The organism is Methylocella sp., from assembly GCA_037200525.1.
GTDB lineage: Bacteria > Pseudomonadota > Alphaproteobacteria > Rhizobiales > Beijerinckiaceae > Methylocapsa.
This window is the reverse complement of the sequence record JBBCGG010000001.1, coordinates 3402738-3417150: the sequence shown is the minus strand read 5'-3', so window position 1 is coordinate 3417150 and position 14413 is coordinate 3402738. Positions and strand designations below refer to the sequence as shown.

Annotated in this window: 14 protein-coding genes; all 14 read right to left on the bottom strand. The window is 61.3% G+C overall.

Annotated elements, in window-relative coordinates:
* Positions 1-312: 312 nt before the first annotated feature.
* The 14 genes from hypE to hyfB all read right to left on the bottom strand — a co-directional run bounded on the left by hypE (position 313) and on the right by hyfB (position 14413).
* Complete coding sequence (hypE, locus tag WDN46_16785) at positions 313-1359, bottom strand: hydrogenase expression/formation protein HypE (GenBank protein MEJ0095009.1); 1047 nt, start codon at positions 1357-1359, stop codon at positions 313-315.
* Positions 1356-2495: a hydrogenase formation protein HypD gene (gene hypD, locus WDN46_16780; GenBank protein ID MEJ0095008.1), complete on the bottom strand. Its 1140-nt coding sequence runs from the start codon at positions 2493-2495 to the stop codon at positions 1356-1358. The genes hypE and hypD overlap by 4 nt, the downstream gene beginning before the upstream one ends.
* On the bottom strand, positions 2495-2728 hold the full coding sequence (locus WDN46_16775) for a HypC/HybG/HupF family hydrogenase formation chaperone (protein MEJ0095007.1): 234 nt from the start codon (positions 2726-2728) through the stop codon (positions 2495-2497). The genes hypD and WDN46_16775 overlap by 1 nt, the downstream gene beginning before the upstream one ends.
* Positions 2729-2825: 97 nt before the next feature.
* On the bottom strand, positions 2826-3722 hold the full coding sequence (locus tag WDN46_16770; protein MEJ0095006.1) for a formate/nitrite transporter family protein: 897 nt from the start codon (positions 3720-3722) through the stop codon (positions 2826-2828).
* Between the two features lie 119 nt (positions 3723-3841).
* Positions 3842-4300 carry a hydrogenase maturation peptidase HycI gene (gene hycI / locus WDN46_16765; GenBank protein ID MEJ0095005.1) on the bottom strand — a complete coding sequence of 153 codons (459 nt, stop codon included), beginning with the start codon at positions 4298-4300 and terminating at the stop codon, positions 3842-3844.
* Positions 4297-4701, bottom strand: coding sequence for a formate hydrogenlyase maturation HycH family protein (locus tag WDN46_16760; protein MEJ0095004.1), 405 nt, complete (start codon positions 4699-4701; stop codon positions 4297-4299). Before WDN46_16760 ends, hycI begins: the two co-directional genes overlap by 4 nt.
* Positions 4702-4715: 14 nt before the next feature.
* The gene (locus WDN46_16755) at positions 4716-5495 is read right to left on the bottom strand and encodes an NADH-quinone oxidoreductase subunit B family protein (protein ID MEJ0095003.1); all 780 of its coding nucleotides are present in this window, start codon (positions 5493-5495) and stop codon (positions 4716-4718) included.
* On the bottom strand, positions 5492-6040 hold the full coding sequence (locus tag WDN46_16750) for a formate hydrogenlyase complex iron-sulfur subunit (GenBank protein ID MEJ0095002.1): 549 nt from the start codon (positions 6038-6040) through the stop codon (positions 5492-5494). Before WDN46_16750 ends, WDN46_16755 begins: the two co-directional genes overlap by 4 nt.
* Positions 6041-6050: 10 nt before the next feature.
* Complete coding sequence (locus WDN46_16745) at positions 6051-7766, bottom strand: hydrogenase large subunit (GenBank protein ID MEJ0095001.1); 1716 nt, start codon at positions 7764-7766, stop codon at positions 6051-6053.
* Positions 7754-9331 (bottom strand): hydrogenase 4 subunit F, encoded by a 1578-nt coding sequence (locus WDN46_16740; GenBank protein MEJ0095000.1) that lies wholly within the window; start codon positions 9329-9331, stop codon positions 7754-7756. The genes WDN46_16745 and WDN46_16740 overlap by 13 nt, the downstream gene beginning before the upstream one ends.
* Before the next feature lie 4 nt (positions 9332-9335).
* Positions 9336-9986 carry a hydrogenase 4 membrane subunit gene (hyfE, locus tag WDN46_16735; GenBank protein MEJ0094999.1) on the bottom strand — a complete coding sequence of 217 codons (651 nt, stop codon included), beginning with the start codon at positions 9984-9986 and terminating at the stop codon, positions 9336-9338.
* Between the two features lie 18 nt (positions 9987-10004).
* A complete protein-coding gene (locus WDN46_16730) occupies positions 10005-11444 on the bottom strand; it encodes a hydrogenase 4 subunit D (GenBank protein ID MEJ0094998.1) in 1440 nt (479 codons plus the stop codon).
* Between the two features lie 5 nt (positions 11445-11449).
* Complete coding sequence (locus WDN46_16725) at positions 11450-12373, bottom strand: NADH-quinone oxidoreductase subunit H (GenBank protein MEJ0094997.1); 924 nt, start codon at positions 12371-12373, stop codon at positions 11450-11452.
* Between the two features lie 18 nt (positions 12374-12391).
* Positions 12392-14413, bottom strand: coding sequence for a hydrogenase 4 subunit B (hyfB, locus tag WDN46_16720; protein ID MEJ0094996.1), 2022 nt, complete (start codon positions 14411-14413; stop codon positions 12392-12394).

Here is a 14413-nt window from a genome sequence, read left to right as displayed (position 1 = left end):
GGCGATTCACAAACTTGAGAACTTGTTGCCCGGCGAGCGCGGCCTATCCGGCGTTGCGCGCGCGACGCCCGAAGACCAGCGGAAGCACGAAGCGGATGAAATCGCGCCGGACGCGGGCGAACTGTCGTGGATAAGGCCCGGCCAAGCTACGCCACAGCCTTAAGCGAGCAATACAAAAAGAGGCGGGGGCGGCGCATGGCATGGCTTAGCGCAACCCAAGGAGACTCTGATCTTCCTGGGACCATCTGGACTTCGCAGACTTTGCGCAGGAGCGCGCTTGAAAACTGCTTCGCGCGCCTGGCGCCTCGACGCTCAGCAGATGCGTGGAAGCTGCTCGCCCGACAACCAGTCGATAATCCGGCCGCCGCCGAATTCGGTCGTCATCTGTACGAAGTGATGATCGTCCGCTAACACTACGCCAACAATCGCCGCCTCGAGTCCGAGCGGATGTGCGCGCATTGCCGCGACCAAAGACTCTGCGGCCTCTGGCGCGACGATGGCGACGAGCTTGCCCTCATTGGCAACATAAAGGGGATCCAGGCCCAGCAGTTCACAGGCGGCCGCGACCTGCGGTTTTACCCGGATTGCGCTCTCCTCGAGGCAAAAGCCGACGCCTGATTGCTGGGCGAGTTCATTGAGCGTTGCGGCGACCCCGCCGCGGGTGGGATCACGCATGACTCTAAGCGCGTCGCGGGCCGCGCCGACCATCGTTGCGACAAGGCCATGCAGGGCCGCCGAGTCGGAAACGAGATTCGTATCGAAGGTCATATTCTCGCGCTTCGACATGATGGCGACGCCGTGGTCGCCGATCGACCCCGAAAGGATCACGCGATCACCAGGCCGCGCCTTGTCGGCGGAGAGATTGAGGCCTTCAGGCACGATTCCCACACCCGTGGTCGAAATGAAGACGCCATCGGCCTTCCCGCGCTCCACCACCTTGGTGTCCCCAGTGACGATCGGGACGCCGGCAGCGCGAGCCGCGCTCCCCATGCTATCGGCAATGCGTTTCAGGTCGACGAGCGGAAAGCCTTCCTCAATGATGAAGCTTGCCGCCATGTAGAGTGGTCGCGCGCCGGCGACCGCGACATCGTTGATCGTGCCGTGGACGGCGAGCGAACCGATGTCTCCGCCCGGGAAGAACAATGGGGAGACAACGTAACCGTCGGTGGCCATGACCATCCGGCCCGCTGCGATGTCGAAGGCCGCCTGGTCGTCGCCGCGCTTCAGCCATTCGTTGTCGAACGCCTTATGAAAGACCTCGCTGATCAGTTGCGACATCGCGCGGCCGCCGGACCCATGCGAGAGATCGATAAGACCGTGCTTGAGGTCGAGTCGACGCGAATAGGTTTTCGCGCTCATGAAGCCCTGCGGGCAAGGTCACGGAAACGCCCGTAGGTCCAATGGGCGGCACAGGCACCCTCCGAAGATACCATGCATGAGCCCATCGGGGCGTCCGGAGTGCAAATCGTTCCGAATAGTTTGCAGTCGATCGGGTTCTTGACGCCGCGAAGGATCGCGCCGCATTCGCAGGCCGGGTTGTCGCGCCCCGGCACGTCCTGCACATTGAAACGCCGCTCGGCGTCGCAGGCGGCGTAGGCCTCCTTCAACCTCAGTCCGCTTCTCGGTACGAGGCCGAGACCGCGCCATTCGAAGCTTTCGCGTAGCTCGAATATATCGGCCATCTCGGCCTGAGCCTTGCAGTTGCCGGCGCGCGTGACGGCGCGCGTGTACTGGTTTTCGACTTCGTGCCGCCCATCGTTGATCTGCCGAACCAGCAGTAGAATCGCCTGCATGACGTCGAGCGGCTCGAAGCCCGCGACGACAACCGGCTTTTCGAACGCCTCGGCGAATGGAGCGAAAGGTTCCGTACCGATGACGGTGCTCACATGCGATGGGCCGATAAAACCGTCGACCTTCACGCCGCCAAATTCAGGCATATCCGCGCTCGTAAGCACAGCCAGAATTGCCGGAGGCGTAAGGACATGATTACAGAACACACTGAAGTTGGTCAGCTTCTTCCTGAGGGCAAGTCGGATCGCCAACGCTGTTGGCGGCGTCGTCGTCTCGAAACCGACCGCAAAGAAGACGACTTCGCGACTCGGTTCGCTTTCAGCGATGCGGATGGCGTCTAGCGTCGAATAGACCATGCGGATATCGGCTCCAGCAGCCTTGGCTTTGAAGAGTGATGTCTCCCTCGACCCTGGAACGCGCATCACGTCACCGTAGGTGCAAAGGGTGATCTCGGGACGTTTGCTAAGCCGGATCGCGGCATCGATCCGGCCAATCGGCAACACACAGACGGGACAGCCCGGACCGTGGATCATGCGCACGTTCGCGGGCAGCAGATCTTCGATTCCGTAGCGTGAGATCGCGTGCGTGTGACCCCCGCAGAACTCCATGAACCGGTAGTCCCGGTCTAATCTTACCGTGCGCGCGATCGTCGCGCCGAGAGTCCGCGCGATACGGCCGTCGCGATACTCGTCGACGTATTTCATCACACGAGCTCCGCGGCATTCACCCCGATCTCGGCGAACAGGTCAAGCGTTCGGCGAGCCTCTTGCGGGTCGATTTTGCTCAGCGCGAAACCGACGTGGATGATCACGTAGTCTCCGACCTTGAGACCATCGACTAGCATCACGGAAACGACCTTTCCGACGCCGTCGATGCTGATGCGCGCCATGTTGTCGTCTAGGAGTTCGACGATTTCGGCTGGAATGGCGAGGCACATGGCAGCGTCTCCTGAGCGACCTGATCCGGTCGTTAGCGTACAGGCCCGGAGGGCGCGGAGGATAGGACAGTCGTTCGTTGACGCCGACCCGAGTTCATCAGCGGGCCGGCGTCGTGCCGGGCGCAACGACGCCGCGCGCCTTGTGGTAGATCGCGTAGTAGACTAGGCCCACGAACACGCTCCCCCCAACGATGTTGCCGAGGGTGACGGGGATGAGGTTTTCAATCGCGCCCTCCAGCGTCAGCGACGAGGCATCAAACCCGGCGGGCACCGAGCCGAATGTCGCCACGATCATGGCGAGGGGAATGAAGTACATGTTGGCGACGCTGTGCTCGAAGCCGGCCGCGACGAAGGCAGAGATCGGGAGTACCAACGCCACGATCTTGTCCGTCACCGATCGGCCGGCCATCGCGAGCCACACCGCCAGACAAACCAGCATATTGCAAAGGACGCCTCTGAAGAACGCCGTGACAAAGGGTAGAGCCACTTTGGTTTTGGCGATGGTGAGCGCGGCGATTTCGATCTTGCCGTCGTTCATGTCGAGGTGATGCGAGAAAAAGACCAAGAATGCGAGGCCGACGGCTCCCACCGCGTTCGCGATATACACGACGATCCAGTTCCGTAGCAGCGCCGCAAGGCTCACCCGGCCGTCAGCCCACGCCATCACGACGAGATTGTTGCCCGTAAAAAGCTCCGCGCCAGCGACGATCACCAGCGTGAGCCCCAGGCAGAATGCCAAGCCGCCCAATAGATGGCTGACGCCGAAACTTAACGAGTCGTCACTTGCGACTATCGTGTAGTAGAGCGCGCCCAGCCCGATCGACCCGCCGGCGACCATGCCCAGCATGAACATCGGCAGTAAAGGCAAATTCGCCTTCGTCACACCGGACTGCTCGATCTTGTCCGCGATCTCACCCGGCGCGTAGGCGTCCAAGCCGAAAATCTCCGTCTTCGGCGCGCGGATACGCTCACCTGGGGTCTGCTGCTGGTCCATATGCCTCTCCTCGGCCCGGTATCTTAGAAGATTGTGGTTTGACCTCAAACCTAGATTCGAGATCGTCGGATCAGGATTCGCTTTGGTTCGCCTCGATTGTCTGTAAACCTTGCGCGGGTCTACAAACGTTCGAAGGCATCGAGCCCCGGTCCCTCTCTGAGATGCCGATGGATTCTCTCGACGGCTTGCTTCACCTCCGGCGAGAGAGGGTAGTAGAACGCCACCAGAGAGGGCTGAATCCCGAGCAATCGCACGTCCGCTACGAACTCGCGGAGCAGCGTCATGAGAAAGGTCAACGGCATGGCGTGCGTCGTCATGAAGAAGCGCTCTGCGATGATGTCGTCGTCGACCAGGCGAAACTCGCCCGGCGGCAAATCCATCTCGGCTGCGTCCACTACCAGCACGCAGTCCGGCCGAAGTGCGCGCACGTGCCGCACCTCGGTCTCGGGCGTCGATCCACCATCAACCACGTCCCAGCCCATTGCTGGCATCTCGGCCAGCAATTCGCCGAGCAGCGGGCCGGCGGCGTCGTCGCCCATAAGGCTGTTGCCGACGGTTAGGATGACGTTCCGGCTCATGGTCGGCGCCTGACCATCAGATAGAGCGCCGGCTCCTCGACAATGTCTTGGAGCATGTCATTTAAGCGGGCCGTCCACTGCGTCTCCTGGGGCAACATATTGTCCAGTCCCCTGTTGAACGCGTTTTGGAGCATGCCGGCGTGGGCCACAGAGATCTCGATCTCTCCAAAGCGCATGAGACCCTCCAGCTTCTTGCGCCCCTCACTGTCCGGCAACTGGGCAACCCAGTGGATATACTCGTCCAGCGTCATTTCGAGCTTTATGTCAAAGCAGTCGATGACTCCTATGTGGTGGCCGATGGCGAGCGTGTAGTGGACGACCTGCTTGGGCGCCGCGGCCACAGCCGTCCGGCTGTCGAGAAACTTGCGGCTCAACTGATAGAAGACCACGTGTTGAGGCATTGTCCGCATCGCGGTCACGGGTTCAGCACCACGTCGTTGAGACGCTCGAAGATCTCAGCCAGACGGGGGTCGTCTTCGTGGTCAAGGTACCGCTGCATACGCTCCGCGGTTGGCTCTATATCCTTGGACCCCAGAAGACGCATATAGCGGTCGACGATGATGCGGCCCAGGCGATAACCCGCCATCCGTCGGGCTTCGCGCTCCAGCGCGACACGCAGTCGCAGTGGGATTTGGGGATAGGTGGGGATGACCGCCTCGTCGGCGCCCTCCCTATGATGGCGGCCCTTGAGCTTCTGCTCCAAAAGGCCAAGCGCCAGCGCAAAACCATAGATGGTCGCCGCGGGAGTGGGTGGACAGCCGGGGATATAGAAGTCCACCGGGATGACAGGTTCGGTCCCGCCCCAAACGCAGTAAAGGTCATGAAATATCCCGCCCGTGCAGCCGCAGGCGCCGTAGGAGATGACGATCTTGGGGTCGGGCGCCGCCTCGTAGGCCCTGATGCCAGGCAGACGCATGGCGCGGGTCATCGCGCCGGTATAGAGCAGCACGTCGGCGTGGCGCGGCGAAGAGACCAGCTTGATCCCGAAACGTTCAGCGTCGAACACCGGGCTGATCGCGGCGAAGATCTCAATCTCACAGCCGTTGCAGCCGCCGCAATCAACGCGAAAGACATAGGCCGAACGCCTTATGTCCTTCAAAAGGGTCTGTTTCAGCTTGGCGATCTGTTCGGTTTCGCTGATGGCTCCAGGCGCGCGCTGAGTGTTAGCGCCGGCGTGGGTGTCTGGATGGATCATAGGGTTACTTCCGCAAGTCGTTCGACCGAAGTCACGCTCACCTTGGGCACATCGAGGCGACGCCGACATTCGGGACAGGTCTCATACAGGTCGCGTCGTCGTTCGGCCTCGGCCTCAGGCAGTCCCGAGCGGATCAGAAGGGCGATGACGTAGTTCACCTCTTTGGTTGGCGCGAAAGGCGTCTCGCATGTGCGGCAATTCGTGAGCGTGAAGTCGGCGGCGACCATCAGGTCCGCCTTGGCGTGCACCGCCAGCTCGAAGTCGTCTGACAGGACGATGGCGCCCGTCGGGCAGACCTCCTCGCACCTAGCGCAAAAGATGCAGCGACCGTAGTTGAGCAGCCAAGTCCGGGTTCCGGCCACCGGGTCGGTCGTCATGGTCAGGGCGTTGGCGGGACAGGCGATGGTGCAGGCGGCGCAAGCGATGCAGCGCTTGGAAGCGAATTCTGGTTTGCCCCGAACACTGGGCACGGTTGGAAGCGGCGCGGAAGGGTATTTCAACGTGGCGTCGCCCGTCTTCAGAATCTCCTTCAGCAGCTTCAACATAATTGGCCTCCTAACTTAAGGGTGAAAATGTTCGTTCGCGGCAATACCGCTCCATTTCTTTATAAGGCACCGTTGTAGTCTTCCTTTTATTCACATCCACAACTGTTACGCGATCGGTGCAAGAATAGCAGGGATCGATGCTAGCGACGATGAGCGGCGCATCAGCGATCGTATTGCCTCGCAACATGTCGCGTAGCACCGGCCAGTTCGCATAGGTCGGCGCGCGACAGCGCCAGCGATAGAGCTTCTGGTTATCGCCAAGCATGGTGAAGTGCACATCTTCGCCGCGAGGCGCCTCGGTGTAGCCCAGGGCGAAACGGTGCGGCGTATAGGTGAAACCTTCCACCAGAATCGGCCCCTCCGGCATTTGATCCAGGCAGTACTCGACGATCTGCAGGGAATTGAAGATGTCATCGCAGCGGACAAGAACGCGCGAGAGAACATCGCATCCGTTCTGGGTGTATATCTTGACCGGAGCGGCCCCGTAGGCGGCGAAGGGGTGGCTGACGCGCACGTCGCGGGCGAACCCGCTGGCCCGCAACACCGGTCCGACCGGGCTGTAGTCTCGGGCGGTTTGCGGCTCGAGCCGCCCGACATTCTTCATCCGCGACTGCATATTGGGGGTGGAGATCAAGATGTCGAGCAGCTCAGTCACCTCTGTCCGCAGCTCAGCGATGAGCTGCAGTGTGCGGATACGCTCGCCCTTGAGCACGTCGCGACGCACGCCGCCGATCAAATTTATCGCATAGGTCTTGCGCGCGCCGGTCAGCAGCTCGGCTATGGTCATGGCCTTCTCGCGCACGCGGAAGAACTGCATGAAGCCGGTGTCGAACCCGACGAAGTGACAGGCCAGACCGACATTGAGCAGATTGCTGTGTAGACGCTCCACTTCCAAAAGCAGGGTGCGGATGAATTGTGCGCGCTTAGGAACCTTGATGCCCAGGGCCGTTTCCACTGAGCTGGCATAGGCGGTGCTGTGCGAAAAGCCGCAGATGCCGCAGATCCGGTCTGCAAGGAAGGTCACGTCATTATAGCCCATCCGTGTCTCGGCGAGCTTTTCCATGCCGCGGTGGACATAGAACATACGGTAATCGGCATCGACGATGCGCTCGCCGTCCACGAACAGACGGAAATGCCCCGGTTCGTCGGAGGTGATGTGGAGCGGCCCGAGCGGTACCTCCCGCGTCTCGCTGCGCGCAGAATTGATGAAAGTGTAGGTCTCCGACTCCGCCGCCAGCGCAGGCCGGTTGCGGTAATCCATGGAGTCCTTGCGCAGGGGATAAAGGTCGTCGGGCCAGTCGTCGGGCAGGACAAGCCGCCGCTCGTCGGGCAGGCCCACCGGCCGCAGACCGAACATGTCGCGCACCTCTCGCTCGGCCCAGCCCATAGCGGGCACGCGCGGCGTCACGGAGGGGAATTCAGGCCGGTCCGGCGGCACGAGGCCGCGGATTGTCACGAAGCTTTTGACCGGCCCTTCCATGTTCAGAATATAGTAGAGAGCATAGTTTCCGTTTAACTGTCGCTCGTCGTTGGCCGCGATGGTCGCGAGCCAGCCTTCATGTTTGTAGTAGAGGGTCTCGACGATTTCCGGGAGGTCATTCAGCTTGACGGTGATCGTCACCTGATTGTCGGCCTGAAACGATTCCTCCAGAATGGAGGCGCCGTAGTTTTGACGGACCACATCCAAATAGACTTGGCCTGGTCGCGTTACACCTACTTCGGACATGGGGTTTCCTTTACCAACCGATCAGAGGCGCAACCTGGCGCTCCCTGGACGACGCTGTGGCGGGACTGGGCCGCGGGCGCATTAATGATCTCGCCAGCCTGGGTGATGAGTTGCACGACCGGCCCGGGCACGTGCGCGCCCATCACCAGCATGAGGGCGACGGTCAGGAAGAGGGGCGCGAGCGTCAGCGCGTCCGCGTCGCCCTTGGCCATCCCGTCCGGCGCCGGCCCGAGGATGGCGCCGCTGATCATGCGGACAAAGGAAGCGAGCACGACGGTCAGCAGCACCATGCAGATCGCCATCAGCCATCCATAGCCGGCTTTCACGCCCGCGACGATGGTGAGGAATTCGCTGATAAAGACGTTGAAGGGGGGCATGCCGCCCAGCGCCAGCGCGCCCACCAACACCAGAAATCCCGACACGGGCGCGACGCGAAGCATGCCCTTTATCCGGTCGAGGTCACGCGTGTTGTACTTCATCAAGATATTGCCGGCGCCGCAGAACATCAGCGTCTTGGCCAGGCCGTGATTTATGGTGTGCAGGAGGGCTGCGGCCACGCCGAGCGGACCGCCGATCCCCAGGCCGAGCACGATCAGGCCCATGTTCTCGACGCTACTATAGGCCAGCAGCCGCTTCACATCGCGCTGGACGAAGATGAAGAAGGCCGCCACGCCAATCGACAGGGTTCCAAAGATGAGAAAGAGTGTCTGCGGAAAATGTGGGCCGGCCGTTTTGGCGGCGATCACCGCGTAACGGATGATGACTAGAAGCGCGCAGTTGCTCAGCGCTCCCGACAACAGGGCGCTGACCGGGCTGGGCGCCTCGCTGTAGGCGTCGGGCATCCAGGCATGCATGGGAAAGAGGCCGGCCTTGGCGCCAAACCCGATCAGCACAAAGACGAAGGCGATGGAGATGGTCGCCGGATCCAAGGCAGTGGAATGCTTCACCACCTCGGTCCACAGGATGGCTGCCTCCGCATTAGCTAGCACCGCATTGGCGTTGGAAAAGACCAGCACCGTGCCGTATAAACCAAAAGCGACGCCGACCGTGCAGATTACCACGTATTTCCACGCGGCTTCCAGCGAAGCCTTGCGGCCGTGGAAGCCGACCAGGAAGACCGATCCCAAGGTTGTGGCCTCGATCCCCACCCACATCATGATAAGATTGTTGGAGGTTACCGCCAACACCATCGTAAACAAAAACAGATGGAAGAAGCCGTAATAGATGCTCAGGCTTCTGACGGTGATGTCGCCTTTGGCCAGTTCGTTGCGAAGGTATCCAATAGAATAGGCTCCGGTCAGGAAGCCCACCACGGCCACCAGACCGACGAAGATGCAGCCGAGCGCGTCGGCAAACAACCAGCCGCCAAATACGATTACCGACTGCCCGTCAAGCACCGCCGCCGCGAGAGCAACGGCGAACAGAAGCGCAAGGCTGATTCCGGCCAAATGAATTACCGCGACCGCGTGCTCGGTCCATGCGCCGAACCAGCGCGTCGCAAAGGCGGCCGCCGAGGCGACCAGGAAGGTCGAGAGCAGCGCGCAAAGGACCCAAGACCCGGTCATTCATCTAGCCTTTAAGCGTCATGAGGTCGTGACTATCGAGGGAGTGGACCGTGGCCTGGATGCGGGTAGCGATCACAGTCATGACGATGACCGCAAAGATCGCGTCAGTGGCCACTCCTATCTCCACCAGTTCTGGCGCCTGGTGCGCCAGCAAGGCCAGGGTCAGGTGAGAACCGTTCTCCATCAAACAGTAGCCGAACACCTGCTTGAGAATGTTCCGCTGAGTGATGATGCAGACCAGACCCAGAAAGAAGTGCGCGAATGACACCATCAGCGCCGGCTTGAACGCCGCCGCGCCCGGCAGATTGATCCGCATGACCACTACCGCCGACGCAGTAAGCGCCACGGCGGCGAGCACGATTGAAACCGCCGGCTTCATCATGCTCGGAATCGGCGCGGCCTGATCGAATTTACGCAGGGTTAGATACAGAATGGTCGGAACTAGGACGACCTTTGTCGCAAAGCCGGTCAGGGCCCAAAGATAGAGCTGCCGCGCGCCCGTGAAGAAGGCCAGCGCGATGAAGACCGAAACCAGAACCAAGGACTGAAGACTGTAGAGCAAAGCCGCGCGGCTTGGTCGCTTCGCATCGATCACCAGGATGGAGGTGACGATCAGGAGGGCCGCCAGACCGTTGACAATGTTTGCGCCGTTCACCGCTGCATCTCCTCTTGTCTAGCCGAGCCACGCGGGGGCCACGAAGCCGGAACATAGTGTCAGGACGATCAGGGCCGCGAGCGCCACCTTCATGCCGAGCGGCAGCGGCGTAGCGGCCGCCACCGTCGGCGATGGCTCGCCGAAGGCGGCAAAGCCGAACTTCTTCAGGAACCAGGCAAAGGTGCCGACAGACTCGGCGATGGCGATGAGGACCGGGATGAGCAGAAGAGGAAAGAGCCGCGCCGCCTCAAAGCCGCCGGCGAAGATGGCGAACTTGCTGAAGAAGAGGTTCATTGGCGGCGCGCCGCCGATCGCCAGTGCCGCTACGCCAAAAGCCACGCCGACAAGCGGCAGATGGGTGAGCAGGCCGCGCAGCAGCGGCATCATGCGGGTCCCCAACGTAAAGCTCAAAGCTCCCGAGACCAGGAAGAACAAGCTCTTGGCGAAGGCGTGATTGAAAATATGCGCCACGCCGCCCTTGAAAGCCAAGGGCGACCCAAATATCGAGAGCGACAGGGCCAAGAAAATATAAGATAACTGCGCGATGGTCGAATAGACTAGAAGACGTTTGATGTCCTTTTGCGGGAAATACATCGCAAAGGCATAGATCAACGTCACCGAGGCCGCGACGACGCCAATAACGCCCACCACATGCGGCGTCTGTCCGGCGGACTGGATCGCGCGGGCGAAGATATAGACCCCAATATTCACCATGGAGCCGGCATGGAGGTAGGCACTGACCGGCGTCGGCGCCTCCATCGCGCCGGGCAACCAGGTATGGAGCGGGAATTGCGCCGACTTTCCCCAGGCGGCGAACAGGATGCCCAGCATGATCGCCGTCTTGGCCGGCGCGCTCACTGCGCTAAGCGCCGACAGTGAGAAGCTGCCGGTGTTGGCGAACAGGATAGCGGCGGCGAAGTATAGGCCTAGCGACGCGATATGAGTCACGACCAGGGCCTTGGCCGCTCCGTTGAGCGCCTTGGGGGTCTCATAGTAACCGATCAGGCCCCACGAGCAGACGCCGGTGATCTCGAAGAAAAACAGCTCGCCGGTGAGGGTCGAGGAAAACACCAGGCCGGCCATGGCGCCGACGAAGACCTGCATGAAGAAGAAGTACCTCGACCGACCCGTATCTGGGTGCTCCTTATTAGCCATGCTCATATAGCTGAGCGAGTAAAGACAGACGAGCAGCCCAACCAGACTCACCGCCGACGCGATTAGAAGGCTGAGATTATCGACCGTGAAACCAAGGAGGACGACACCGTCGACGCTGACGAGCGGTTGGGTGAACTCATGCCTGCCGTCCAGGACAAACTGAACCAGCGCGGCCAGGATGGCGAAGAAGGACAGGACGGCTGACGCCAAGCAAACATATCGGCTCGGGCGTTGGGGCAATAGCAGGGTCATCGCCGCTCCCAAAAACGGCAACGCCACGCCGGCGATCAGGATTTGCATCATCCCGATCATACTCCGGCCAGCGAGAAGGCGAAGGCGAGCACCGCGGCGCTGGCGGCCACGAAGGTTAGCCGCGAACTATCAAGGAAGCGTATGCGCGCCACCGTGTTTTCGATAAAGCTGATGGCTACGAAGACCACGACCAGCTTTATCCCGAGCACAAGAAAAGCTAGCGCGAGGGAAAGCGGCGACAGCGACGCGGATGCGCCGAACGGGACGAAGACTGCGATGAACAGGGTCACCGTAACAGCCTGTTTGAGGTAGAGGCCCCATTTCATCAATGCGAGCGAACGCCCGGAATATTCCGTAAGCGGCCCCTCCTGAAGTTCCTGCTCGGCCTCGGCCAGATCCAGGGGAAGCTTTCCCATCTCCACAAAGATCGAAAAGCCGAAGGCCAGCATGGCCATAGCGGTCGCGGCGTAGGCGGGCGTCTGGCCGGCGAAGATCGTGGCGGAGATGACGCCAAGGTTTGTCGAGTGCGCCAACAGCGCGACCACAAATAGCGACAGCATCATTACCGGTTCGTTCAATACCGCCAATGTGGCCTCGCGGCTGGCGCCGATCCCCGCGAATATGCTGCCCGAGTCGATCCCGCAGAGCGCGAAGAAAAATCGACCCAGAGCGAAGAGGTAGATGACCGTAATCAGATCACCGGCCGCCGCCATCGGTGAGCGCTCGATCAGGGCCGGTATGACCGCGGCTACCAGCAGCATGGAGGTCAGCAATACATACGGAGTGATGCGGAAAATCGGTCCCGCTTCGGGGGGAATGATCTCCGGCCGCGCCAAAAGCTTGCGCAGGTCGCGATAGTCCTGAAAAACCCCCGGCCCCCGTCTGGAATGGAATTTGGCGCGCAGCATCCGCGACATGCCCGACAGGAGCGGCGCTGCGGCCAGGAGCAGCAGGGACTGCAGCAGGCCGACGAAGAACAAGAGGACAGTTTCCATGGGCTATCGCACCACGGCCAACAGAACAGCGGCTAGCGCCACGAAAATATAGAGGCAGTAGATTTGCAGATCACCGCTCTCGAACCTCTGAATGTGGCGGCCCAAAAACTGGCTGCCCCCGACCGTCAGACTTGTGGTCACCCGGTCCCAGATCGGCTCCACCCGCTTGGCGAGGAAGGTCAATTCCTCCACAGAGGCGTTTCCAGCGTGGGCGACAGGAGCGGCGCTGGCGCGAAGCCAATAGAGCCAGCTGAACATGCCGCGCAGAGGTTCGGTGAACCCGGCCGATGAGACGCTCATCTGCCCCGTGTGCTGATAACCGCAGGCCCAGTCATCCTTGGAAATGCGACGCGTCTGATCGCGACGGCCGCGATAGGTCGCCGCAATCAGAAGCGGCGCGGCCAGCAGGCCCAACATCATCACGGCGAGAAGCGGGGTAGAAAGCATCGCCTGATTTGGATCGCCCGGAAATACGACCGCCCCGCTGGCCACGGGCGCTTGAGCCGCGCCGATCAGAGCTGAGACCACCCCGCTCAGCAGGGGCGCAACCAGCGGCGCGCAGAGGCCCAAAAGCACGCACGCTAAAGCAAGACCGCCCATACCAACCTGCATGGATCGGGGGACTTCGCGCGCTCGGGCCGCAGGAACGCTGCGCGCCGCGCCGCCGAATACCAGCCCCCAGACCTTGACGAAACACATTACCGCAAGCGCGCCGGTGAAGGCGAGCATCACCGCGGCGATCGGCCCGAGCAGACGGCTGGCGAATTGCGCGTCGCCGCCGAGGGCAAAGAAGGCTTGATAGGTGAACCACTCGCTGACAAAGCCGTTCAGCGGCGGAATCGCTGAGATCGCCAGGGCGCCGACCAGGAAGAACACGGCGGTCCGCGGCATCCGCCGACCAAGGCCGCCCATCTCTCCCATGTCTCGCGTCGATACGCTGTAAAGCACCGACCCTGCGCCCAGAAACAGCAGACCTTTGAAGGTGGCGTGGTTCAGCAGATGGTAGAGCGCGGCAAGCAGACCCAGCGATGCCACGACAGGCTGATGATTGGCCATGCCGATCATACCCACCCCGACGCCCATCAGGATGATGCCGATATTCTCCACGCTATGGTAGGCGAGCAGGCGCTTTATATCGTGCTCGGCAAGCGCATAAAGCACGCCAAGCACAGCTGACACGCCGCCGAAGGCAAGCACCAGCCAGCCCCACCAAGCCGATCCGGCGCCTAAGAAGTCCATGCCCACCCGGATGATGCCGTAGATGCCGAACTTGATCATCACGCCAGACATCAGGGCCGAAGCGTGCGAAGGGGCCGCAGGGTGGGCTCTCGGCAGCCACACGTGCAGCGGCATCATGCCCGCCTTGGCCCCGAAGCCAATGAAGGCGAGTAGGAATATGACGGATGCGAGCCAGGTCGGCGGCCCGGCGAGCCTGAAAGCGGCAAACTCCAGACTGCCCGTCTGCATGAACAGGAGCAGAAAGGCGATCATCGCCAGCATGGAAAAGCCGTGGGCGATGAAGAAATACAGAAAGCCAGCGTCGACCGCCTCCTGGTCCTCGTCAAACACGACCAAGAAGTAAGAGGCTAAAGTCATCATCTCCCAAAATAGCAGGAAGTAGAAGGCGTTATCGACAATCGCGACCATGACCATGGAGGCGATGAACAGGTTCAGAAAAAAACCCATCACGCCGACGCCCCGGCCCCCGTACAGCTTTACGTAGGATATCGAATAGATGCTGGCCGGTATGGTCACGATGGAGATGACCAGCACCATCAGGGCCGCCAGGGGATCGAGGCGCAGGCTGAAGCTAACGAAGGGAAACGGTCCCGCCATCGCCAGAGTTGACCCGCTGCCGTTGATCAGCACCGACAAGGCAGCGGCCCCGCCTAAAACGCCGCCCGCTGCCGCTGAGACGCCTGCGACAAGGGCTGCCCATCTGTCTGACCGCCCAAGCAACAGCGATCCCACGCCCCCGGCCAGGTAGAGGAGAAGCGATATGGCAAGGAGGGCGAACACGGTCAC

Excerpts from the sequence above, each read along its gene's own strand:
- hypE (MEJ0095009.1), bottom strand. The coding sequence starts at position 1,359 with ATGAGCGCGAAAACCTATTCGCGTCGACTCGACCTCAAGCACGGTCTT.
- hypD (MEJ0095008.1), bottom strand. The coding sequence starts at position 2,495 with ATGAAATACGTCGACGAGTATCGCGACGGCCGTATCGCGCGGACTCTC.
- WDN46_16775 (MEJ0095007.1), bottom strand. The coding sequence starts at position 2,728 with ATGTGCCTCGCCATTCCAGCCGAAATCGTCGAACTCCTAGACGACAAC.
- WDN46_16770 (MEJ0095006.1), bottom strand. The coding sequence starts at position 3,722 with ATGGACCAGCAGCAGACCCCAGGTGAGCGTATCCGCGCGCCGAAGACG.
- hycI (MEJ0095005.1), bottom strand. The coding sequence starts at position 4,300 with ATGAGCCGGAACGTCATCCTAACCGTCGGCAACAGCCTTATGGGCGAC.
- WDN46_16760 (MEJ0095004.1), bottom strand. The coding sequence starts at position 4,701 with ATGCCTCAACACGTGGTCTTCTATCAGTTGAGCCGCAAGTTTCTCGAC.
- WDN46_16755 (MEJ0095003.1), bottom strand. The coding sequence starts at position 5,495 with ATGATCCATCCAGACACCCACGCCGGCGCTAACACTCAGCGCGCGCCT.
- WDN46_16750 (MEJ0095002.1), bottom strand. The coding sequence starts at position 6,040 with ATGTTGAAGCTGCTGAAGGAGATTCTGAAGACGGGCGACGCCACGTTG.
- WDN46_16745 (MEJ0095001.1), bottom strand. The coding sequence starts at position 7,766 with ATGTCCGAAGTAGGTGTAACGCGACCAGGCCAAGTCTATTTGGATGTG.
- WDN46_16740 (MEJ0095000.1), bottom strand. The coding sequence starts at position 9,331 with ATGACCGGGTCTTGGGTCCTTTGCGCGCTGCTCTCGACCTTCCTGGTC.
- WDN46_16730 (MEJ0094998.1), bottom strand. The coding sequence starts at position 11,444 with ATGATGCAAATCCTGATCGCCGGCGTGGCGTTGCCGTTTTTGGGAGCG.